The 21,703-nt window shown below is 57.5% G+C and carries 16 protein-coding genes; 12 read left to right on the plus strand and 4 right to left on the minus strand.

Features of this window, described 5'->3' with window-relative positions; genetic code table 11:
- Positions 1–48: 48 nt before the first annotated feature.
- A complete protein-coding gene (locus ACMGG1_RS00435; protein WP_020837399.1) occupies positions 49–1,977 on the minus strand; it encodes a bifunctional 5-dehydro-2-deoxygluconokinase/5-dehydro-2-deoxyphosphogluconate aldolase in 1,929 nt (642 codons plus the stop codon).
- Between the two features lie 534 nt (positions 1,978–2,511).
- Between ACMGG1_RS00435 and iolD the strand changes: the two genes are divergently transcribed.
- The 4 genes from iolD (at position 2,512) to iolE (ending at position 7,411) form a co-directional block, all read left to right on the plus strand.
- Positions 2,512–4,452 (plus strand): 3D-(3,5/4)-trihydroxycyclohexane-1,2-dione acylhydrolase (decyclizing), encoded by a 1,941-nt coding sequence (iolD, locus tag ACMGG1_RS00440; RefSeq protein ID WP_217331876.1) that lies wholly within the window; start codon positions 2,512–2,514, stop codon positions 4,450–4,452.
- 64 nt (positions 4,453–4,516) lie between these two features.
- Positions 4,517–5,530, plus strand: a complete 1,014-nt coding sequence (locus ACMGG1_RS00445; RefSeq protein ID WP_046372447.1) for a Gfo/Idh/MocA family protein — start codon at positions 4,517–4,519, stop codon at positions 5,528–5,530.
- Between the two features lie 39 nt (positions 5,531–5,569).
- Positions 5,570–6,454, plus strand: a complete 885-nt coding sequence (locus ACMGG1_RS00450) for a sugar phosphate isomerase/epimerase family protein (RefSeq protein WP_044554812.1) — start codon at positions 5,570–5,572, stop codon at positions 6,452–6,454.
- Positions 6,455–6,514: 60 nt separating this feature from the next.
- Positions 6,515–7,411 carry a myo-inosose-2 dehydratase gene (iolE, locus tag ACMGG1_RS00455; protein WP_217331877.1) on the plus strand — a complete coding sequence of 299 codons (897 nt, stop codon included), beginning with the start codon at positions 6,515–6,517 and terminating at the stop codon, positions 7,409–7,411.
- Between the two features lie 60 nt (positions 7,412–7,471).
- Here the strand turns inward: iolE and ACMGG1_RS00460 are convergent, their stop codons facing one another.
- Together ACMGG1_RS00460 and ACMGG1_RS00465 are read right to left on the minus strand one after the other, a co-directional pair.
- Positions 7,472–8,650, minus strand: a complete 1,179-nt coding sequence (locus ACMGG1_RS00460; protein WP_414161092.1) for a P1 family peptidase — start codon at positions 8,648–8,650, stop codon at positions 7,472–7,474.
- Complete coding sequence (locus ACMGG1_RS00465) at positions 8,647–9,165, minus strand: GNAT family N-acetyltransferase (RefSeq protein WP_046372450.1); 519 nt, start codon at positions 9,163–9,165, stop codon at positions 8,647–8,649. Before ACMGG1_RS00465 ends, ACMGG1_RS00460 begins: the two co-directional genes overlap by 4 nt.
- Positions 9,166–9,552: 387 nt before the next feature.
- Here ACMGG1_RS00465 and ACMGG1_RS00470 point away from each other — a divergent pair, with 387 nt between their 5' ends.
- The 4 genes from ACMGG1_RS00470 (at position 9,553) to gntK (ending at position 13,769) form a co-directional block, all read left to right on the plus strand.
- A complete protein-coding gene (locus ACMGG1_RS00470) occupies positions 9,553–10,248 on the plus strand; it encodes a pirin family protein (RefSeq protein WP_122080406.1) in 696 nt (231 codons plus the stop codon).
- A 131-nt stretch (positions 10,249–10,379) separates the two neighbouring features.
- Entirely contained in the window at positions 10,380–11,375 is a 996-nt protein-coding gene (gene gntR / locus ACMGG1_RS00475) for a gluconate operon transcriptional repressor GntR (RefSeq protein ID WP_020837390.1), read from the plus strand.
- A gap of 365 nt (positions 11,376–11,740) precedes the next feature.
- A complete protein-coding gene (gntT, locus tag ACMGG1_RS00480; protein WP_046372451.1) occupies positions 11,741–13,057 on the plus strand; it encodes a gluconate transporter in 1,317 nt (438 codons plus the stop codon).
- Positions 13,058–13,241: 184 nt separating this feature from the next.
- On the plus strand, positions 13,242–13,769 hold the full coding sequence (gene gntK, locus ACMGG1_RS00485) for a gluconokinase (protein WP_020837388.1): 528 nt from the start codon (positions 13,242–13,244) through the stop codon (positions 13,767–13,769).
- Positions 13,770–13,817: 48 nt separating this feature from the next.
- Here the strand turns inward: gntK and ACMGG1_RS00490 are convergent, their stop codons facing one another.
- Positions 13,818–14,411, minus strand: coding sequence for a YhgN family NAAT transporter (locus ACMGG1_RS00490; RefSeq protein ID WP_041415736.1), 594 nt, complete (start codon positions 14,409–14,411; stop codon positions 13,818–13,820).
- 213 nt (positions 14,412–14,624) lie between these two features.
- On the opposite strand from ACMGG1_RS00490, the gene asd reads away from it, so the two are divergent.
- The 4 genes from asd (at position 14,625) to glgC (ending at position 21,683) form a co-directional block, all read left to right on the plus strand.
- Entirely contained in the window at positions 14,625–15,728 is a 1,104-nt protein-coding gene (asd, locus tag ACMGG1_RS00495) for an aspartate-semialdehyde dehydrogenase (protein ID WP_020837386.1), read from the plus strand.
- A 496-nt stretch (positions 15,729–16,224) separates the two neighbouring features.
- Positions 16,225–18,411 (plus strand): 1,4-alpha-glucan branching protein GlgB, encoded by a 2,187-nt coding sequence (glgB, locus tag ACMGG1_RS00500; protein ID WP_414161093.1) that lies wholly within the window; start codon positions 16,225–16,227, stop codon positions 18,409–18,411.
- Complete coding sequence (gene glgX / locus ACMGG1_RS00505; RefSeq protein WP_130016894.1) at positions 18,408–20,393, plus strand: glycogen debranching protein GlgX; 1,986 nt, start codon at positions 18,408–18,410, stop codon at positions 20,391–20,393. The genes glgB and glgX overlap by 4 nt, the downstream gene beginning before the upstream one ends.
- A gap of 12 nt (positions 20,394–20,405) precedes the next feature.
- Positions 20,406–21,683, plus strand: a complete 1,278-nt coding sequence (gene glgC / locus ACMGG1_RS00510) for a glucose-1-phosphate adenylyltransferase (protein ID WP_020837383.1) — start codon at positions 20,406–20,408, stop codon at positions 21,681–21,683.
- The last annotated feature ends 20 nt before the right edge of the window (positions 21,684–21,703 follow it).

Genomic DNA, 21,703 nt, shown 5'->3' on the forward strand with positions numbered 1-21,703 from the left:
AAAATCCCCTTAAAGCGGCGAAAATCGTTTAAGGGGAGGGTTTGTCGATTAAGACGAGTGAGAGGTTGGGCGGTATTGGCGCCAGAAGCCAATCAGCGTCAGGTATTTTTGTTTCACCTGCTCGATTAAGCCGGCGTCATCCAGTTCGCCCTGCAACCAGCGGCGTGAAGGCTGGCCGAAGATGGTGCGGCCGACGGCAAAACCTTTTACCCAACGGGCGTCTGCCGCCGCGGCGAAACCGGCCTTCAGCGTTTCTTCCGGTGAGTCCAGCCCCAGTATCAATACGCCACGGCAGAATGGATCGTTCGCCTCTATCAAAGCCCCCACCCGCTGCCAATTTTCTGCGCTCAGCGGCGGCAATTTCCACCAGTCGGGCTTGATGCCCAGCGTGTAAAAATATTGCAACATCTCCAGATAGTAGCTTTCGGCCTTGTCGGCGTTGCTTTCCGGCAGGATCACCTCCAGCAACAGTTCGTGGCCGGACTTGCAGCAACCGCGATACACGTCGCCAATCAGTTCATCCTGCTCGCGACGCAGCTCGGCGGCGTCATGCGGATGGTAAAACACCAGGCACTTCACCACGTGCTCCTGCGGCCAGTCGATCAGCTGCGAGCCAATATTGCCGTGCTCCAGTCGTAGCGGGCGTGAACTGGGCAGCTCGATCGGTCGGCCAATCCACCAGCCCTGGCCGGTGATGCTGTTCAGCGCCGCCTGCCCATAGGTGGTATCGGCCAGAATGCCGCTGTTGCCCTGCAACCCGGCAACCTCGGCGGCCTGTTGCGCCGCGGTCAGCAGCAGGGTTTTCAGTTTGGGAATGCGTTCCTCGCTGACGTTGGCTTCTCGCGCCATGTCCGCCAACTGTTTGCGGTGGTCGAAAGCGAACACGCACAGCTCCGGCCACTGCTGTTTGCGGGTAGTGACCCGGTGCAGATGGTTAAGCCGCGCATCGCGATCCGGACGTTTCACTTCCTGCTCGCGCTGCAGGTAGTCATCCAGTTCCTGCTTGGTCGGCATCGCCGGCGCACAGCCGTGACGCGAAACCACCAGTGCGCCGCAGGCATTGGCATAGCGGCAGGCCTGATCCCAACCTTCATCGTTCAGGTAACCGCGCAGCAGGCCGGACATAAAGGCATCGCCCGCACCCAGTACGTTCAGTACCTCAACCCTTACGCCGGAGTGCAGTTTGACCTGCTGCCAGCTTGTCGGGATCTCCGCTTCAAATACCGAACAGCCCTGGGCGCCGCGTTTGCAAACCAGCGTGGCCTGGGTCGCCTTGCGCACGTTTTTCAACGCGGTCAGGGTATCGGTGCTGCCGCCGGCAATATGAAACTCTTCTTCGGTGCCGACGATCAGATCAAAGTGATGCAGCACTTCTTGCAGTTCGCGGGTCACTTTTTCTGACTCGACGAAACGGGTTTCACCGTCGCCCAGCGATGTCAGGCCCCACAGCACCGGCCGATAATCGATATCCAACGCGGTGCGCAGACCGTGGCGTCTGGCGTATTCCAGCGCCTTCAACACTGCCGCGCGGGTGTTCGGATGCGACAGGTGGGTGCCGGTGATGGCCAATGCCCGCGACGATGCAATGTAGGCCTCGTCGATATCGTCCGGCGTCAACGCCATATCGGCGCAGTTTTCGCGGTAGAAAATCAGCGGGAAGGTTTCCTGATCTTTAATGCCGAGGATCACCAGGCCGGTCAGGCGCTGGGGGTCGGTAATCAGGCTTTGGGTGTCGGCCCCAACGCGCTGCAGTTCTTCGCGCAGGAAACGGCCCATATGTTCGTCGCCGACGCGGGCCAGCATGCCGGACTTCAGACCCTGAATGGCCGTGCCGTAAGCCACATTGCCGGAAGAGCCGCCGAGATATTTTGAGAATGTGCTGGCATCTTCCAGGCGTGCACCGATTTGCTGTGCATAGAAATCGACGGCGATACGCCCGAGACAAATGACATCAAGCTGTTTTTCTTGTGTAGCCATACCCGTTTCCTTCTGTATTAAGCGAAACCCCGACTGCGAAGCATTTTTGGAGTATGAGGAATAAAAATTTCAATTTCAAGATTGAATGAAATTTACACCCCAAAAATGTGATGCATTTAAAACCCCGTTGCTACAACGGTAAAGGGCATCGAAAACCCCGCCCGCCCTGAGGTGAAAACGCCGAGGGTCGGCAAGGATATCCTTGGTGTCACAGGCTGATGGTGCCAAGGGTTGCTGTGAGTTCAGGCGGTGTTGGGTGGACGCCTCAACGGGTGAAAGGGTGGCTAAGTCAGTGAATTCTAAAGGCATGGATGAAACGGGGTTTTCATCATTATGGGATCTTTATCGCAAAATGAAATGTTTCTTCTGTAATGTGATTTTATGAAAAATATATTTGTTTATAATCCCAACACGTTTCAGGTTGTCGGCTTAAGCAGGACACAGCGCTTGCTGACGGCGAGTATCACACAGCTTATCTGGTTCGGCATGCAGCTGGTGCCGGCGCGGGCGAGACTAATCTAAAAGGGTGAGTAAATGGGCAAGATCCGGTTAACCATGGCACAGGCACTCGTCAGGTTCCTCGACAACCAGTACCTGTTGGTCGACGGCGTGGAAACCAAATTCGTCAAAGGCATCTTTGCGATTTTCGGCCACGGCAACGTCCTCGGTCTGGGGCAGGCGCTGGAGCAGGACAGCGGTGAGCTGGTGGTGCATCAGGGGCGTAACGAGCAGGGTATGGCCCACGCAGCGACCGGCTTCGCCAAGCAGAAGCTGCGTCAGCAGATCTATGCCTGCACCTCTTCCGTCGGGCCCGGCGCCGCCAATATGATCACCGCCGCCGCGACCGCCACCGCCAACCGCATTCCTTTATTGCTGCTGCCGGGCGATGTTTACGCCTCACGCCAGCCGGACCCGGTGCTGCAACAGATTGAACAGTCTTACGATCTCAGCATCAGCACCAATGACGCCTTCCGTGCGGTGAGCAAGTACTGGGACCGCATAGTGCGCCCTGAACAGCTGATGAGCGCCTGCATCAATGCGATGCGCGTGCTGACCGATCCGGCGGAAACCGGCGCGGTGACGCTGTGCCTGCCGCAGGACGTGCAGGGCGAAGCCTATGACTACCCGGACTATTTCTTCCAAAAGCGTGTGCATCGGCTCGATCGCCGCCCGGCGACTGCAGGCATGCTGGAGGATGCGTTGGCGCTGCTGACCGCTAAACGTCGCCCGCTGCTGGTGTGCGGTGGCGGGGTGAAATACTCGCAGGCCGGCCAGGCACTGCGTGACTTCGCCGAGCGTTTCCACATCCCGTTTGCCGAAACTCAGGCGGGCAAAGGCACGGTGCCTAGCAGCCATGAATTCAACCTGGGGGGCATCGGTGAAACCGGCTGTCTGGCGGCGAATACGCTGGCCCGTCAGGCCGATCTGGTGATTGGCGTGGGCACCCGTTATACCGACTTCACCACTTCGTCAAAATGGCTGTTCCAGGATCCGGACGTCGATTTCCTCAATATTAACGTCAGCGCTTTTGACGCCGGCAAGCTCGACGGCGTGCAGGTGTTGGCCGATGCCCGCGAAGCGCTGTCCGCACTGAACGAACGGCTGGCACAGGCAGATTATCGCGCCGGCTGGGGTAATGCCATTGCCGACGCACGCAGCGCGCAACAGCAGGAAACCGCCCGGGTTTATGCGGTGGAATACACCGGAGAAGGTTTTGTTCCTGAAATTGACGATCACCTCGATCGTGACCGCGTGTTTGCCGAATTTATCGAAAAGACCGACTCCTTGTTAACCCAAAGCCGGGTGCTGGGGGTGCTGAACCAGCATCTGCCGCAGGACAGCGTGATCGTCGCCGCCGCGGGCAGCCTGCCGGGTGATTTGCAACGGGTGTGGCACAACCACGGCGAGCAGGGTTATCACGTGGAATATGGCTACTCCTGTATGGGCTATGAGGTCAATGCCGCGCTGGGGGTCAAGCTGGCTGAGCCGAACCGCGAGGTGTATGCGATGGTTGGCGACGGCGCCTTTATGATGCTGCATTCCGAACTGGTCACCTCGATTCAGGAAGGCTGCAAAATCAACGTGGTGCTGCTCGACAACATGACCAACGGCTGCATCAACAACCTGCAGATGGAACACGGCATGGACAGCTACACCACCGAGTTCCGCTTCCGCGACCCGCAGGGCGGCAAGCTCGACGGCAATTTGGTGCCGGTCAACTTTGCCATGCTGGCTGCGGCCTACGGTTGCAAGACCTACAGCGTGACCACCGAGCAGCAGCTGATCGAAGCGCTGGCCGATGCCCGTCGGCAAACCGTGTCGACCCTGCTGGACATCAAGGTGCTGCCAAAAACCATGGTGCACAAATATCTCAGCTGGTGGCGCGTGGGCGGTGCCCAGGTTGCCGACAGCGAAAAAATCGTCGCCGTGGCCCGCAAGCTGCAGGAAAACATCGATAAGGCCCGCGACTACTGATCAGGATCCCGTTTGATTACCCAGACCTTGCGTCTGCCGCAACTATTTGAAGAGGATAACGAAAATGACATTGAACATTGGGGTTATTGGCACCGGTGCAATCGGTCGGGATCACATTCGCCGCTGCAGCAAAGTGTTGCAGGGCAGCCGTATCGTGGCGGTCAACGACATCAATCGCGACAGCGCCGCCAAGGTGGTGAGCGACCTGAAGCTGGACGCCAAGGTGTATGACAACGGCCACGATCTGGTCAATGCGGCGGACGTGCAGGCGGTGCTGGTCACTTCCTGGGGCCCGAGTCACGAAGAGTTTGTGTTGGCCGCGATTGCCGCCGGTAAGCCGGTATTCTGTGAAAAGCCGCTGGCGGTCACCGCTCAGGGCTGCAAAAACATCGTCGAGGCCGAAGCGAAACACGGTAAACGTCTGGTGCAAGTGGGCTTTATGCGCCCTTACGATCAGGGTTACCGCGCGTTAAAACAGGTGCTGACCAGCGGGCAAATTGGCGAACCGCTGATGCTGCACTGCGCACACCGCAACCCGACCGTCGGCGAAGCTTACACCACGGATATGGCGATCACCGACACCCTGATCCACGAGATTGACGTGCTGCGCTGGCTGCTGGATGACGACTATGTCTCGGTGCAGGTCGTGTTCCCGCGTAAAAGCCCCAAGGCGTTCCCGCACCTGAAAGATCCGCAAATTGTGCTGTTCGAAACCGCCAAAGGCACGCGCATCGACGTCGAAATTTTCGTTAACTGCCAATACGGCTATGACATCCAGTGTGAGGTGGTGGGTGAAACCGGCATTGCCAAGCTGCCAGAGCCGTCTTCGGTGCAGATGCGCAGCGGCGCCCGACTGTCTACCGAAATTCTGACCGACTGGAAAGACCGCTTTATCGATGCTTATGACGTCGAGCTGCAAGGCTTTATCAATGACGTCTTGGCCGGCAAGCTGACCGGGCCTTCCGCCTGGGATGGTTATGCCGCTTCTGTCACTGCCGACGCCTGCGTGGCCGCGCAACTCAGCGGTGAAATTGTGCCGGTGACCTTGCCGCCGCGGCCGGCTTTTTACGGCAACTGATGGGTTGAGCGCCGCACTTACGTTTAAAGAGGAATGACCATGAAGATCGCTTTTGATGTGGATGTCATCAGGGACCTTGGCATCACTAAAATGGTTGAGCAGGTGGCGGACTGGGGCTATCAGTATATTGAGCAGTCGCCACACCCGCAGATCAATCCGTTCTACAAGCATCCGAAAGCCGGGCGCGAAGTGATGGCGGAATACAAAAATGCGCTGAAGGCCACCGGCGTGGAGATTTCCTCGTTTATCGTGGTGTATCGCTGGTCCGGTCCGGGCGAAGATCGCCGCCAGGCGGCGGTCAAAAACTGGCGCCGGATGATTGAAATCGCAGTGGAAATGGGCGTGCAGGTGATCAATACCGAGCTGGCGGGTAACCCCAATGAGCCGGAGATCTGTGAAGAACTGTGGTACCGCTCAATGGAGGAGCTGCTGCCGATTATCGAGCGCGAAGGCATCCGCATGGAAATCCAATCGCACCCGTGGGATTTCTGCGAGCTGAGCAACGAAACCGCCGATATCGTCAAGTCGTTACGCAGCGATCACGTGAAGTATCTCTACAGCGTGCCGCACACCTTCTACTACGACAAAGGTCAGGGCGACGTGGCCGGCATGCTGAAATATGCCGGTGACGATCTCTCGCACGTGTTGATCGCCGACACCATGAACCATACCAAGCACTGCCGCTATATCGTCAACCCGCCGGGTGTAGACGCCGCCGTGCACCAGCATATGGGTATCGGCGAAGGGGAAGTGGATTTCGATGCCCTGTTCCAGACGTTGCGCGATATGGAATTTGCCAATCGTAATTTTAAGGTGGGCGGCGAATCCATTATCTGCACCTCGCTGTTTGGCTATCCGGAACGAATGAAAACTCAGGCGGTAGCGACCCGAGAGCGCATCGAAAAAGAGCTGTTGGGTAAATAAATTTCTCGGCTGCGTGGGTGTGAAATCACCGGCGTGCTGCTCCTATGATTGAGGCTGAAAATGAATAAAGACAACGTAAAACTGGCCATCGCCCCGATTGGCTGGACCAACGACGACATGCCCGACCTGGGCAAAGAGAACACTTTCCAGCAGTGCGTCAGTGAAATGGCGCTGGCCGGGTTTACCGGCAGCGAAGTGGGCAGCAAGTATCCGCGCGATCCGGCGGTGCTCAAGCCGATGCTGGATATCCGCGGCATTCAAATCTGCAACGCCTGGTTCAGCACCTTCTTCGCCGATGGTCTGAAAGAAAAAACCATTGATGAATTTATTAACCATATGAATTTCCTGCATGCGATGGGTGCCAAGGTGATTGGCTGCTCCGAGCAGAGCAAAAGCATTCAGGGCACCACCAAAGGGGTGTTCGAAGAGAAGCCGTATTTCAGCGATGAAGAGTGGCAGCGAGTGGCCGATGGCTACAATGAGCTGGCCAAGATTGCTGCCGGCAAGGGCATGCAGGTTTGTCTGCACCACCATATGGGTACCGGCATTCAAACTACCGCCGAGATCGACCGCTACATGAGCATGGTGAACGACGACGTCTACCTGCTGTTTGATACTGGCCATGCTTACTATTCAGAAGGCAGCCAGCAGGCGATGATGGCGATACTGGAAAAATACCTGCCGCGTATTAACCATGTGCATCTGAAAGATGTGCGTGACGACGTGGTGGCCGAGGTAAAGGCCAACAAACTCAGCTTCCTCGACGGCGTGAAGAAAGGCACCTTTACCGTGCCGGGTGATGGGGTGATCGACTTCCGTCCGGTGTTTAAACTGCTGGATGAGCGCGGTTACAAAGGGTGGATGGTGGTGGAGGCCGAGCAGGATCCGGCGGTGGCCAACCCGTTTGAGTATGCGGTGAAGGCGCGCCGTTATATTAAAGAGACCGCCGGCATTTAATTCGCAGGCGATCGGCAAGGGGCGCTCGAGTCATCGATGCGCCCTTTTTTATTGGCAACGTCAGGCGAGGGTTTTCCAGGTGGTTACCTGTCCGCCGGGCCATGGGGTCGCCGCATAGACACCACGGGCGATGGCCCGTGCCAGGGTGTCCGCCGCCAGTGCACCTATCTGCAGCACCGCCAGCTCTCGGCTGCCTTGCACCTCACGCTGCCCGGTGGATAAGGCAAACACCACATCGCCGTCGAACGGGCTGTGTAGCGGGCGGATAGCGCGTGCCATGCCGTCCTGCGCCATCATCGCCACGCGTTTCAGCTCCACCCGGGTCAACGCCAGATCGGTGGCGATGCAAGCCAGGGTGGTGTTCTTCCTGCCGCCCGTCGGTTCTTCTGGCATCCAGTCTTCGCCCTGGCCATTCAACTGCGCCAGCGCTGCGGCACCGCCATTGCCAAACTCGCCGTCGATTTCATAAGGCGTCGCCCAGAAGGCACGTGTCCCGGGGGCGACGACCGACCCCAGGCTATTGACCGCCACCAGTGCGCCGACGGTAGCGCCATTGGTCGCCACGATCGACGCCGAACCCAGCCCGCCTTTCAGCTTGCCCATGCCGGTCATGGCACCATAGCCGGCACCCACGGTGCCGAGCGGAAAGTCGAGGCCTGCCTTACCGGCGGCCTCTATCCCCAATTGGCGATAGGGTGGGTCGAGCTGCCAGTTTTTCTCGCCAGCGTTGCTTAGATCATACAGGCAGGCGGTGGGTACGATGGGAGAGACCGGTACGCCCGGTGCCGGACGCAGGGCGTAACCACGCCCCTGTTGCCCCAGCCAGGCTGCGACGCCATCTGCCGCCGCCAGGCCATACACCGAACCGCCGCTCAGCACCAGTGCATCAAGGGTTTGCACCAGATTGTCTTCCCCCAGCGCATCGGTTTCGCGGGTTGCCGGGCCGCCACCGCGCACATCGACGGCGGCGATCGCCGGGCTATCCGGCAGGATCACCGTGGTGCCGGTACGCACCCGGCTGTCCTGAGCGACCCCGACCTTCAGGCCGGGCACGTCGGTAATCAGGTTACGGGTGCCGGTTCGAACGGCGGGAGAACTTGGCATTGCGGCCCCCAGGAAGGTGGTGGGAGAGAGGATGCCGATAGCACCCGTTACGCAGGCCAGCGTTTGCACGAAGGTGCGACGGCTGACGGTGAAGGGGCGGTTTGCCGCCCCTGGTTCACTTTTTATCTCACTCATGAGGCTGATTTTTTCTGCTGTTCACTGCGAAAGCGAGCCATATGGTAAGAATCTACCAGTACGCCGTCGCGCATGGCGTAAGCGCGGCTGGTCCCTTCGATTTCAAAACCGAACTTGCGGTATAGCGCGATGGCCGCCTGATTATCGGTAAATACCGTCAGCTCGATGCGTTCGATGTCTGCCCAATTGTCGCACAGGTCAATCATCGCCTTCATCAGGCTGCTGCCGACACCTTTGCCGTGGTGGTGGTCATCGACGCCGATGCCAAAGGTCGCCACGTGGCGGCGGCGCACACGCTGATTCAGCATCACGCTCAACTGACCGACAATCTGTCCGTCGATGCAGGCCACCAGGCTATGCGTGCCCGGTTCGAGGTTGGCGAGGCGCTTGTGCCATAGTTCGACCGACGGTAGCGGAAGATGTAGCGTGTCACGGTAAGCCTTCGGCTGAGAATAGAGTTGATGCAGGGCCTGTGCATCTGCCGTTTCCACGTGACGAACTACGATTTCACTCATTACGCTGCTCCTTTGGCTTACCGGTTGAATAACCTCTGAATTTATCGGTTTATTGTGTCGAGTCAATATTATTCCGGATTGGTTAAAAAAACGCTTTACAGGTGCGAATGATAATGATTATTATTGCGATGTGTTCCGGGGAGAGTATCAACCTTTGATACCCTCGCTGCGAAGGCACGACATTGCTCACATTGCTTCCAAGTATTACTTAGCCAGCTCGGGTGCTGGCTTTTTTTTTGCCTGTTTTCAGCTCACCCGCCTTCAACAAATTCCCTGCCAATGGCTTTGCAACTCCATCTAAATTTTTGAACAGAGGGATGAGTTTTTTACGCTTTCATATTCTGCTGCCAGGACTAGACTGTAAAAAAACATTGAGGAGAGTTGAATATGATTTATTTACGTAAGGCAGAAGATCGCGGTCATGCCAATCATGGTTGGCTGGATAGCTGGCACACCTTCTCCTTTGCCAACTATTACGATGCCGATTTTATGGGCTTCTCGGCGCTGCGGGTGATCAACGAAGACGTGATCGACGCAGGGCAGGGTTTTGGCACCCACCCGCATAAAGACATGGAAATCCTGACCTACGTGCTGAGCGGCACGGTAGAACATCAGGACAGCATGGGCAATAAAGAGCAGATCCAGGCCGGTGAGTTTCAGATCATGAGTGCCGGCACCGGGGTGCGTCACTCCGAGTACAACGGCAATAACGATCGTCCGTTGCACCTGTACCAGATTTGGATCATTCCCGATCGGGTCGGGCTGGAGCCGCGCTATGAGCAACGCATGTTTGATGCGCCACAGGGCCGCCAACTGGTGTTGTCGCCGGATGCGCGCGACGGTTCACTGAAAGTGTTCCAGGACATGACGCTGTCCCGCTGGGCATTGAAGCAAGACGAACAGGCAGAATGCCCGATTGAAGCCGGTCGTCGCGTGTGGATCCAGGTGGTGCGTGGCAAGGTAGTGGTCAATGGTCAGCAGGCCGGCACCAGCGATGCGTTCGCGGTGTGGGATGAAGCTGCGCTGTCGATTCATGCCGATGAAGACAGTGAAATTCTGCTGTTCGATCTGCCGCCGGTCTGATAAAGCGGTAAATACTGAGGGCTCACACAGTGAGCCCTTTTTGCGTTGTGACGTCCGATAACCAACAATATCGGCAGCGGTTTTTTTTTGCTAAAATGAGCGCCCATTCACGGTTAGCCAGTTCATTGATAATGAAGAAAAAACGGCCGGTACTTCAAGATGTCGCAGACAAGGTTGGCGTTACCAAGATGACGGTGAGCCGTTATCTGCGTAATCCCGAGCAGGTTTCTGCCATCTTGCAGCAAAAAATTGCCGTCGCGCTGGATGAGCTGGGCTACATTCCCAACCGTGCGCCGGATATCCTTTCCAACTCCACCAGTCGCGCCATTGGCGTATTGCTGCCGTCGTTGACCAACCAGGTGTTTGCTGAAGTGCTGCGCGGCATCGAGAGCGTCACCGATGCGCACAATTACCAGACCATGCTGGCGCACTACGGCTATTTGCCGGAGCGCGAAGAACAGCGCCTGACCTCGCTGCTGTCTTACAACATTGATGGGCTGATCCTGTCTGAACGCCACCATACGCCGCGCACCATGAAGATGATTGAGGTGGCAGGGATCCCGGTTGTCGAACTGATGGACTGCGTTTCACCGTGCATTGACCTGGCCGTGGGGTTCAACAACTTTGAGGCGGCACGCCAGATGACCCAGCAAATCATCGCGCACGGTCATCGCCACGTGGTGTATTTCGGGGCGCGTCAGGATGAACGTACCATTATCAAGCAACAGGGCTATGAACAGGCGATGCGCGAATCCGGTCTCGAGCCGTACAGCGTCATGACCGCGCGTTCGTCGTCCTATTCCGCCGGTGGCGAACTGCTGCGTCAGGCGCAGCGCGATTATCCGCAGATCGACAGTATTTTCTGCACCAACGATGACCTGGCGATTGGCGCGACCTTTGAGTGCCAGCGCCAAGGGCTGTCGATCCCCAAAGATATGGCGATTGCCGGTTTTCACGGCCACGATATCGGTCAGGTGATGGTGCCAAAACTGGCGAGCGTCCTGACGCCGCGTGAACGTATGGGGCAGATCGGGGCTGAACGCCTGTTGGCGCGTTTGCGGGGCGAAACGGTCAGCCCGCGCATGGTGGACGTCGGTTTTACCGTGATCCCCGGCGGCAGCATCTGATCGCTTTTAACTCTTTGTTTCATCAATTTTAATTTGAAAATCGCGCCGCCCGGCGCGTTTTGCTAGTCATCTGTAAGCCCACCGCGCGTTACCCCCATAAGTTTGATCTCTATCCCAGAACGCGAATTTTAGCCCGTTACCCGGTTCCGACACTGCTGTTGTTACCGGTATCATGATACCGGTAACAACGAGGTCAATGACCTTGTGGCGGCGCGATAGGGTCGCTACAGGGAGAAATAGAACCCTTGACTCAGCACCACCTACAGCTCGTCTTCTAACACCGGGAAGAGCCTAAAAATACAACAAACGCGCGCTTTACGGCCTATCGTAAAGAGAGTCTGCGATAAAAAGGTTGGAGAAAAATTATGCCATTAGTGATTGTTGCAGGCGGCGTCGCGCTGCTGTTGCTGCTGATGATCCGCTTTAAGCTGAACGGCTTTATCTCTCTGGTTCTGGTTGCTCTGGCGGTGGGTATCGCTCAGGGTATGCCAGTCGATAAAGTGATCGGCTCCATCAAGGCCGGCGTGGGCGGCACCCTGGGCAGCCTGGCGCTGATCATGGGCTTCGGCGCCATGCTGGGCAAGCTGCTGGCGGACTGCGGCGGCGCCCAGCGCATCGCCACTACGCTTATCGAGAAGTTCGGTCAAAAATACATTCAATGGGCGGTGGTACTGACCGGTTTTACCGTCGGTTTTGCGCTGTTCTATGAAGTTGGCTTCGTGCTGCTGCTGCCGCTGGTCTTCAGTATCGCCGCGTCTGCACGCGTGCCGCTGCTGTATGTCGGCGTGCCGATGGCGGCTGCGCTGTCGGTAACCCACGGTTTCCTGCCGCCGCACCCTGGCCCAACGGCGATCGCCACCATCTTCCATGCCGATATGGGTAAAACTCTGCTGTACGGCACGCTGCTGGCCATTCCGACGGTGATCCTGGCCGGTCCTGTCTATGCCCGCTTCCTGAAAGGCATCGACAAGCCGGTTCCTGAAGGCCTGTATAACCCAAAAATCTTCACCGAAGAAGAAATGCCAAGCTTTGGCATCAGCGTTGCCACCTCGTTGGTGCCGGTGATCCTGATGGCGCTGCGTGCGGTAGCGGAAATGGTGCTGCCGAAGGGCCATAGCCTGCTGCGCTTTGCCGAGTTCTTCGGCGATCCGGTGATGGCGACGTTGATTGCGGTACTGATCGCTATCTTCACCTTTGGCTTGAACCGCGGCCGTACTATGGATGAAGTGATGGGTACCATCACCGACTCCATCAAAATTATCGCCATGATGCTGTTGATCATCGGCGGTGGCGGCGCGTTCAAGCAGGTACTGGTCGACAGCGGCGTGGAGAAATACATTGCCGCCCTGATGGAAGGCAGCAACGTCTCACCTATTCTGATGGCCTGGTCGATTGCGGCTGCGCTGCGTCTGGCGCTGGGTTCCGCTACCGTGGCGGCGATCACCGCCGGCGGCATCGTGGCCCCGTTGATCGCCACTACCGGCGTCAGCCCGGAGCTGATGGTGATCGCGGTCGGTTCAGGCAGCGTGATTTTCTCTCACGTCAACGATCCGGGGTTCTGGCTGTTCAAGGAGTATTTCAACCTGAGCATCATGGAAACCATCAAGTCCTGGTCGGTGCTGGAAACCATCATTTCCGTCTGCGGCCTGGTAGGGTGTTTGCTGCTGGCGACGGTGGTCTAATATTCCTGTCGTTTTTCAGGTTGGCGCAGCGTTGACTGCCACTTGAAATGCAAAGGGAATAGCGAGGTTATCCGGCACCCCGTGGGGGTGTCGGACATTCTTTTGAGTTTGAGGCGCATTTGATGGCGCAGGCGGCGTATCCCGTTGCCAGAACGTACATCTGACTCCGTAAGGGCATGACATTATGAGTAATCCACAGCACCACGTATTTATTTTGATGGGCGTTTCAGGCAGCGGAAAGTCTGCCGTCGCCAGCGCCGTTGCCCATGAAGCTCATGCCGCGATGCTGGACGGAGACTACCTGCACCCGCGCGCCAACATTAACAAAATGGCCGCCGGGCATGCGCTGGACGATAACGATCGCGCCCCGTGGTTGGCCGCATTGAATGACGCTATCTTTGCCATGGAACGCACCAATGACGTCTCTCTGCTGGTGTGCTCGGCGCTGAAAAAAAGCTATCGCGACCGCCTGCGTGAAGGCAACCGCAACCTGCATTTCATCTATCTGAAGGGTGACAAGGCGGTGATTGAAGAGCGCCTGAAGCAGCGCAAAGGGCATTTCTTCAAGCCGCAGATGCTGGTTTCCCAATTTGCCACCCTGGAAGAGCCGGGCGCGCAGGAGCCGGATGTGCAGGCGATTGATATCGATCAGCCGCTGGATGGCGTAGTCGCCGATACTCTTGCCTATATTCGGCATGTTGCAGCCCAGTAATCCGGGCTGCCACCCTAAGCCGGCGCCGCACAGGCGCCCGTTTATTCACTACAGCTTCATGTAAGCCCGCACGCCGTCCAGGAACATCTGGGTCGACAGCATCACCAGAATCAGCCCCATCAGCCTTTCCAGCGCGCTCACGCCTTTACTGCCCAGCAGGCGCAGGAACAAGTCCGACATCAGCAAAATAGCGGCAGAAATCCCCCAGGCAATCAGCAGCGCCACAACCAGATGTGAAATCTGGTTCGGATACTGGTGCGAGAGCAGCATTAGCGCCGCCAGAATCGAAGGCCCGGCGACCAGTGGGATGGCGAGCGGGACCAGGAAGGGTTCTTCCCCGGCGGAAAGCCCGCTGCTGTTGCCCTCCTGCGTAGGGAAAATCATTTTGATGGCGATCAGAAACAAAATAATCCCGCCGGAAATGGACACGGTTTCGGTTCGCAGGTTGAGGAACGCCAGAATTTTCTCGCCGGCGAACAGGAATATCAGCATTAACAACAGGGCGATCAGCAATTCGCGGATCACCACCACCCGGCGTCGGCGCGGTTCCAGATGTTTGAGTACCGACATGAAAATCGGCAAGTTGCCTAGCGGATCCATGATTAAAAACAGCAACACCGTGACGGAAATCATCTCTGTCATCATTACCTCTGCATCTGAAAAACGTGTCGGCCATCCCGACCCACGCACTAACCCATCCCCGATGGCTTGAAAGACAACGGGGTATATAAGAAGGATTGCTGAGAATCGTTCAGCTATCGAATAAATTCACTTTGCGCCTGCGCTGACATTTTGTAAGGTGGAGAGATAGTGCACACAACTTATAGCAGTCATCCTCCAAGGCAGGACAGTCATATGAAAAACGTTGGTTTCATCGGTTGGCGCGGAATGGTCGGCTCCGTACTCATGCAACGCATGACGGAAGAGCGCGATTTCGACGCCATTCGCCCGGTCTTTTTCTCCACTTCGCAGCACGGTTCTGCGGCGCCGGCATTCGGCGGCCAGCAGGGCACGCTGCAAGATGCTTACGATGTTGATGCGCTGAGCGCGCTCGACATCATTATTACCTGCCAGGGCGGCGATTATACCAACGAAATTTACCCGAAGCTGCGTGAAACCGGTTGGCAAGGCTACTGGATTGATGCCGCTTCTTCTCTGCGCATGCAGGATGACGCGATTATCATTCTGGACCCGGTCAACCGCGACGTGATTCAGCAGGGCCTGGACAAAGGCATCAAGACCTTTGTCGGCGGCAACTGCACCGTTAGCCTGATGCTGATGTCGCTGGGCGGCCTGTTCGCCAACAACCTGGTCGAGTGGGCATCCGTTGCGACCTATCAGGCCGCTTCCGGCGGCGGCGCGCGTCACATGCGTGAGCTGCTGACTCAAATGGGCATGCTGCATGCAGACGTGGCGAAAGAGCTGCAGGATCCGGCATCGGCCATTTTGGACATCGAACGTAAAGTCACTGCGGCCACCCGCAGCGGCAAACTGCCAACCGATAACTTTGGCGTGCCGCTGGCCGGCAGCCTGATCCCATGGATCGACAAGCAGCTCGATAACGGCCAGAGCCGCGAAGAGTGGAAAGGCCAGGCGGAAACCAACAAAATCCTCAACAGCAGCAGCGTGATCCCGGTTGATGGCCTGTGCGTGCGCGTTGGCGCGTTGCGTTGCCATAGCCAGGCATTCACCCTGAAACTGAAAAAAGACGTTTCGCTGCCGGAAATCGAGCAGATGCTGGCGACCCACAATGATTGGGTGCGGGTGATCCCTAACGACCGTGAACTGACCATGCGTGAACTGACGCCGGCTGCGGTTACCGGGACGCTGAATACGCCAGTCGGCCGTCTGCGTAAGCTGAATATGGGGCCGGAATACCTGTCTGCGTTCACCGTGGGTGACCAGTTGCTGTGGGGTGCGGCTGAACCGCTGCGCCGCATGCTGCGTATCCTGCTGTAACCTGAACTGTACTTCCCGAGGGCTGAGCTCTTTCAGCCCTCAAAAGCCTTATTTTCTTCCTTTTTCTCCGTTTCGGCGCGCTATGGACTAAGTCGCTGCAAAGGGGAGAAAGCACACAAGCCATCGGCACTCCACCATGCGGGCAGCAGCGCAAAGACGCTGTCAGGCTGGCAGTTTTCTTAATGAAGCTTTTTCCTGGTAATGCGGCAATGTTTTTAACTGACATTAGCTATGCTTAAAGGGCTGGCGGATAAATTTTCGCCAGCACCAAAAATAAGCATAAAGAGCGGTATTCGGGTCGGTAGGGTGAAAATTGATCAATAACCGACTGTAATCACGCTTTAGAAACCGAATGAATTGCATGATAACCAAAACGGCTATGGATTAAGCGTTACGCCCTGTGGATCTCAAGGTACAGCCAACGCCGCTGTAACCTGAAAGGCGATGGGCTGCGTGGCCTCTTATAAATCATGCTCTTAATCTTAGGAAGAAGACTATGCCTGTACTTCCCGATCGTGACGTGATTGATCAGCTTTTCTCCGGCAACTCTGCCGATCCTTTTTCCCTGCTTGGCATGCATGCGGTCGACAACGGCCTGCAGGTGCGTGCGCTGTTGCCTGACGCCAGCGAAGTCTGGCTGCGGGATCAGCAAACCGGCCGCCGATTGGTGCAGCTGAACTGTGATGATGAGCGGGGTTTTTTCAGCGCCACGGTGCCGCGCCGTAAAACGCCGTTCCGCTATCAGTTTGATGTGCGCTGGCACGATCACCAACAGATCGTCGACGATCCCTACCGCTTCGGCACCCTGCTGCAGGATATCGACAGTTGGCTGTTGGCTGAAGGGACCCATTTGCGTCCTTATGAACGTTTGGGCGCTCATCTCGCCGCGCTCGATGACGTCGAAGGCGTCAGTTTTGCCGTTTGGGCACCCAACGCCCAGCGAGTCTCGGTGGTGGGGGAATTCAACTTTTGGGACGGACGCCGCCATCCGATGCGCCTGCGTCGTGAAAATGGCATTTGGGAGCTGTTTCTGCCGGGCGTGAAGGCCGGGCAGTTGTACAAATATGAAATCATCGACTGCTACGGCAACACCCAGCTCAAAGCCGATCCTTACGCATTTGAAGCGCAGATGCGACCGGACACCGCGTCGTTGGTCACTCCGTTGCCTGAGGTGGTAGAAAACACCCCGCAACGTCAGCGGGCCAATGATTTTGACCGCCCGATTTCTATCTACGAAGTGCATCTTGGCTCGTGGCGCCGCCACACCGACGATAATTTCTGGCTCAGCTACGGTGAATTGGCCGTGCAGCTGATTGATTACGTCAAGGACATGGGATTCACCCATATCGAGCTGCTGCCGATTAACGAGCACCCGTTTGACGGCAGTTGGGGTTATCAGCCTTTAGGTCTGTACGCGCCGACCCGACGTTTTGGCACTCCGGCTGACTTTAAGGCGTTTGTGGCTGCGGCGCATCGGGCCGGCATTAACGTGATCCTCGACTGGGTGCCGGGGCATTTTCCCAGCGACGCCTATGGCCTGGCGAACTTCGACGGCACCGCGCTGTATGAATACGCCGATCCGCGCGAAGGCTTTCATCAGGACTGGAATACCCTGATCTATAACTATGGCCGCAACGAAGTGCGTAATTATCTGGCAGGTAATGCCCTTTACTGGCTGGAGCGTTATGGCATAGATGCGCTGCGCGTCGATGCGGTAGCCTCGATGATCTACCGTGATTACAGCCGCGCTGACGGCGAATGGGTGCCGAATTACTACGGCGGTAACGAGAACCTGGAGGCCATCGCCTTCCTGCGTTATACCAACCACACCGTCGGCAAGGAGCGCCCCGGCGCGGTGACGCTGGCGGAAGAATCCACCGATTACCCTGGGGTGACGCTGCCGCCGGAATCCAATGGCCTGGGGTTCCATTACAAATGGAACCTGGGGTGGATGCACGACACGCTTAACTACATGAAATGCGACCCGGTGCACCGAAAATATCATCACAATCAGATGACTTTCGGCATGTTGTACGCCTACACCGAGAACTTTGTGCTGCCGATTTCCCATGACGAAGTGGTGCATGGCAAGAAATCGGTGCTCGACCGCATGCCCGGCGATGCCTGGCAGAAGTTTGCCAACCTGCGCGCCTACTACGGCTTTATGTGGGCGCATCCGGGCAAGAAGCTGCTGTTTATGGGCTGCGAATTTGCCCAGGGGCGCGAATGGAACTTCGACAGCAGCCTCGACTGGCACCTGCTGGAAGGGTTGGACGGTTGGCACCACGGCGTGCAACGGCTGGTGCGCGATCTCAACCATTGCTATCAACAGCAGGCGCCGTTGTATGAGCGCGACTATCGCCCTGACGGCTTTGAGTGGCTGGTGGTGGACGACCACGACAACTCGGTGTTCGCCTTTGCCCGTTACGATTCGCAGGGCAATGAGCTGATTGCCGTCAGCAACTTCACTCCGGTACCGCGCCATCATTATCGCATCGGCATTTCGCGTGCCGGCGAATACCGGGAAATCCTCAATACCGACTCGCATCATTATCACGGCAGCAATACCGGCAATCAGGGCCGCGTGGTGTCTGAACAGATAGGCAACCACGGCCGCGAGTATTCGATCAGCGTGACCGTACCGCCATTGGCGACCATCTACCTGCTGCGGGAGGCGCAATGACTGAGCTGACGCCCGGCATCGCCGCGCCTCTCGGGGCGCACTATGACGGTAACGGCATCAACTTTAGCCTCTATTCCGCCCGAGCCACGGGGGTGGAACTGTGCCTGTTTGACGAGCAGCAGCAGGAGGTTCGGCTGCCACTGACGGCGCGCAGCGGTGATATCTGGCACGGCTACCTGCCGGGCGGTAAACCGGGGCAGCGTTACGGTTTCCGCGTACATGGTCCGTTTGATCCTGCGCAGGGGTTGCGTTTTAACCCCAACAAGCTGCTGTTGGATCCCGCCGCACGCGCGGTAGAGGGACCGGTTGCAGATGATCCCTATCTGCATGGCGGCTATGACCGGCCGGATCAGCATGACAGCGCCGAACTGATGCCCAAGTGCGTGGTGATTGACGAAGCTTACGATTGGCAGGATGACCGCCCGCCGGCTACGCCCTGGGGCAAAACGGTGATCTACGAAGCGCATGTGCGCGGCCTGACCTTGCAGCATCCGGAAATCCCACCGGTGTTGCGCGGTAGCTTCGCCGCGCTCGGTCACCCGGTGATGATTGCCTATTTCAAGCGGCTCGGCATCACTGCGCTGGAGTTGTTGCCGGTGCAGCAGCACAGTTCTGAACCGCGTCTGCAGCGGCTCGGACTGATTAATTACTGGGGCTATAACGTACTTGCGCCCTTTGCGCCGGATAACCGTTATTCCAGCCTGCGCACTGATACGACGCCGCTGCGCGAGTTTCGCGATGCGGTGAAAGCACTGCATAAGGCCGGTATTGAGGTGATCCTTGACGTGGTGTTCAACCACAGCGCCGAGCTGGATACCGATGGGCCGACGTTGTCGCTGCGCGGTATCGATAACCCGGGCTATTACTGGCTCACCCCCGACGGCGACTACGTGAACGATACCGGCTGCGGTAACACGCTGCGATTGGATCAGCCACAGGGCGTGGCCTGGGTGATGGACTGTCTGCGTTTTTGGGTGGGCGAATGCCACGTTGATGGCTTCCGCTTCGATCTGGGCAGCGTACTTGGCCGTACACCTGCGTTCGACCGCGATGCGCCGTTGTTCCAGGCGTTGCTGGCGGACGACCTGCTTTCTCGCTGCAAGCTGATCGCCGAGCCGTGGGATATCGGGCCTGGCGGTTACCAGGTGGGCCAATTCCCGGGGCGCTTCGCCGAGTGGAACGACCATTACCGGGACGATATCCGTCGTTTCTGGCTGCAGGACGGCATATCGTTGGGGCAGTTCGCCCAACGTTTCGCCGCTTCCAGTGATCTGTTTAACCAACGCGGGCGTGCGCCGTACGCCAGCATCAACATGCTGACCGCTCATGACGGGTTCACCCTGCAGGACTTGGTCAGTTTTAACCGCAAGCACAACCAACTGAACGGTGAAGGTAACCGTGACGGCAGTGATCGTAACTTTAGCAATAACCACGGTGTTGAAGGCCCGATTGCCGACGATGCCATTTTGCAACGCCGCAGGGCCAGCCGACGAGCGCTGCTCGCCACGTTGTTGCTGTCCCAGGGGACGCCGATGCTGCTGGCCGGCGACGAGCATGGACACAGCCAGCAGGGCAACAACAATGCCTATTGTCAGGACAACGCTATCACCTGGCTCGACTGGGCCACGGCAGATGACGCTCTCACCGATTACACCGCAGCACTGATCCGTTTACGCCAACAAATCCCTGCCTTGCAGCAAGACCGCTGGTGGCAGGAGGGTGACGGCAGCGTGCAGTGGCTGAACGCGCAGGGGCAACCCCTCGACGCACAGGAGTGGGAGCAGGGTGAGCTGCGTTTGCAGATCTGTCTGTCGCAACGCTGGCTGGTGGTCGTGAACGCCACGCAGCAGGCGGTGGAGATGACGTTGCCCGTCGGCGATTGGCAGCTTGTCGCTCCCTTTACTCAGGAAGATTCGCGGGCGGTTTTACCCGCCTGGCACCAGGCTGCGCACTCGATTTGCGTGCTGGTAAAGAAAAAATAAAAGGAGTCAGCTATGGTTAGGTTTGAAAATAAAGACCCCCTGATGTTGGCACGCCAACTGCCGATTAAGTCCGTCGCCCTGATCCTGGCCGGTGGCCGCGGTTCGCGTTTGAAAGATTTAACCTCAACCCGGGCCAAGCCGGCCGTCCACTTTGGCGGTAAATTCCGCATTATCGATTTTGCCCTGTCGAACTGTCTGAATTCGGGCATCCGCCGCATCGGCGTGATCACCCAATACCAGTCCCATACTCTGGTGCAGCATATCCAGCGCGGTTGGTCGTTCCTCAACGAAGAGATGAACGAGTTTGTCGATCTGTTGCCGGCCCAGCAACGCCTCAGTACCGAGCACTGGTACAAGGGCACGGCGGATGCGGTGTACCAGAACCTGGATATCATTCGCCGTTACGACGCCGAATATGTGGTGATCCTGGCGGGCGATCACATCTACAAGATGGATTACTCGCGCATGCTGATCGACCACGTGGAGAAGGGCGCGCAATGCACCGTTGCCTGCTTGCCGGTACCCCGTGAGGAAGCCAGCGAGTTCGGCGTGATGGAAGTGGACGAAAACGATCTGATCCTCGAATTCCTGGAAAAACCCAGCAACCCGCCGCCGATGCCGGGCAACCCGGATATGTCGCTGGCCAGCATGGGGATCTACATCTTTAACGCTGACTACCTGTTCCAACTGCTGGAAGAGGACATGTCGACGCCGGGTTCCACCCACGATTTCGGCAAGGATCTGATCCCGAAAATCACCGCCCAGAAAGCGGCTTGGGCGCACCCGTTCACGCTGTCCTGTGTGACCTCCAACCCCGATCTGCCGCCGTACTGGCGTGATGTGGGTACGCTCGAGGCCTACTGGCGCGCCAACCTCGATCTGGCTTCGGTGACACCAGAGCTGGATATGTATGACCGTGCCTGGCCAATTCGCACTCATATGGAACCGCTGCCGCCAGCCAAATTCGTACAGGATCGTTCCGGTAGCCACGGTATGACCATGAACTCGCTGGTGTCCGGCGGTTGCATCGTCTCCGGTTCGGTGGTGGTGCATTCGGTGCTATTCCCGCGGGTGCGGGTGAACTCGTTCTGCACCATCGACTCTACCGTATTGCTGCCGGACGTTAACGTCGGCCGTTCCTGCCGTCTGCGGCGCTGCATTATCGACCGTGCCTGCCATATTCCCGAGGGCATGGTGATTGGCGAAAACGCCGACGAGGACAGCAAACGCTTTTATCGCTCGGAAGGTGGCATTGTGCTGGTTACGCGCGAAATGTTGTCAAAGTTGTGAGTTAAGGTAGTCGGCAGCAA

The sequence above is a fragment of the Serratia sp. BNK-12 genome, from assembly GCF_047456085.1.
GTDB lineage: Bacteria > Pseudomonadota > Gammaproteobacteria > Enterobacterales > Enterobacteriaceae > Serratia > Serratia liquefaciens.

What these genes read in the sequence shown, in the direction of transcription:
- ACMGG1_RS00435 (WP_020837399.1), bottom strand. Translation starts at nt 1,977, where the DNA reads ATGGCTACACAAGAAAAACAGCTTGATGTCATTTGTCTCGGGCGTATC.
- iolD (WP_217331876.1), top strand. Translation starts at nt 2,512, where the DNA reads ATGGGCAAGATCCGGTTAACCATGGCACAGGCACTCGTCAGGTTCCTC.
- ACMGG1_RS00445 (WP_046372447.1), top strand. Translation starts at nt 4,517, where the DNA reads ATGACATTGAACATTGGGGTTATTGGCACCGGTGCAATCGGTCGGGAT.
- ACMGG1_RS00450 (WP_044554812.1), top strand. Translation starts at nt 5,570, where the DNA reads ATGAAGATCGCTTTTGATGTGGATGTCATCAGGGACCTTGGCATCACT.
- iolE (WP_217331877.1), top strand. Translation starts at nt 6,515, where the DNA reads ATGAATAAAGACAACGTAAAACTGGCCATCGCCCCGATTGGCTGGACC.
- ACMGG1_RS00460 (WP_414161092.1), bottom strand. Translation starts at nt 8,650, where the DNA reads ATGAGTGAGATAAAAAGTGAACCAGGGGCGGCAAACCGCCCCTTCACC.
- ACMGG1_RS00465 (WP_046372450.1), bottom strand. Translation starts at nt 9,165, where the DNA reads ATGAGTGAAATCGTAGTTCGTCACGTGGAAACGGCAGATGCACAGGCC.
- ACMGG1_RS00470 (WP_122080406.1), top strand. Translation starts at nt 9,553, where the DNA reads ATGATTTATTTACGTAAGGCAGAAGATCGCGGTCATGCCAATCATGGT.
- gntR (WP_020837390.1), top strand. Translation starts at nt 10,380, where the DNA reads ATGAAGAAAAAACGGCCGGTACTTCAAGATGTCGCAGACAAGGTTGGC.
- gntT (WP_046372451.1), top strand. Translation starts at nt 11,741, where the DNA reads ATGCCATTAGTGATTGTTGCAGGCGGCGTCGCGCTGCTGTTGCTGCTG.
- gntK (WP_020837388.1), top strand. Translation starts at nt 13,242, where the DNA reads ATGAGTAATCCACAGCACCACGTATTTATTTTGATGGGCGTTTCAGGC.
- ACMGG1_RS00490 (WP_041415736.1), bottom strand. Translation starts at nt 14,411, where the DNA reads ATGACAGAGATGATTTCCGTCACGGTGTTGCTGTTTTTAATCATGGAT.
- asd (WP_020837386.1), top strand. Translation starts at nt 14,625, where the DNA reads ATGAAAAACGTTGGTTTCATCGGTTGGCGCGGAATGGTCGGCTCCGTA.
- glgB (WP_414161093.1), top strand. Translation starts at nt 16,225, where the DNA reads ATGCCTGTACTTCCCGATCGTGACGTGATTGATCAGCTTTTCTCCGGC.
- glgX (WP_130016894.1), top strand. Translation starts at nt 18,408, where the DNA reads ATGACTGAGCTGACGCCCGGCATCGCCGCGCCTCTCGGGGCGCACTAT.
- glgC (WP_020837383.1), top strand. Translation starts at nt 20,406, where the DNA reads ATGGTTAGGTTTGAAAATAAAGACCCCCTGATGTTGGCACGCCAACTG.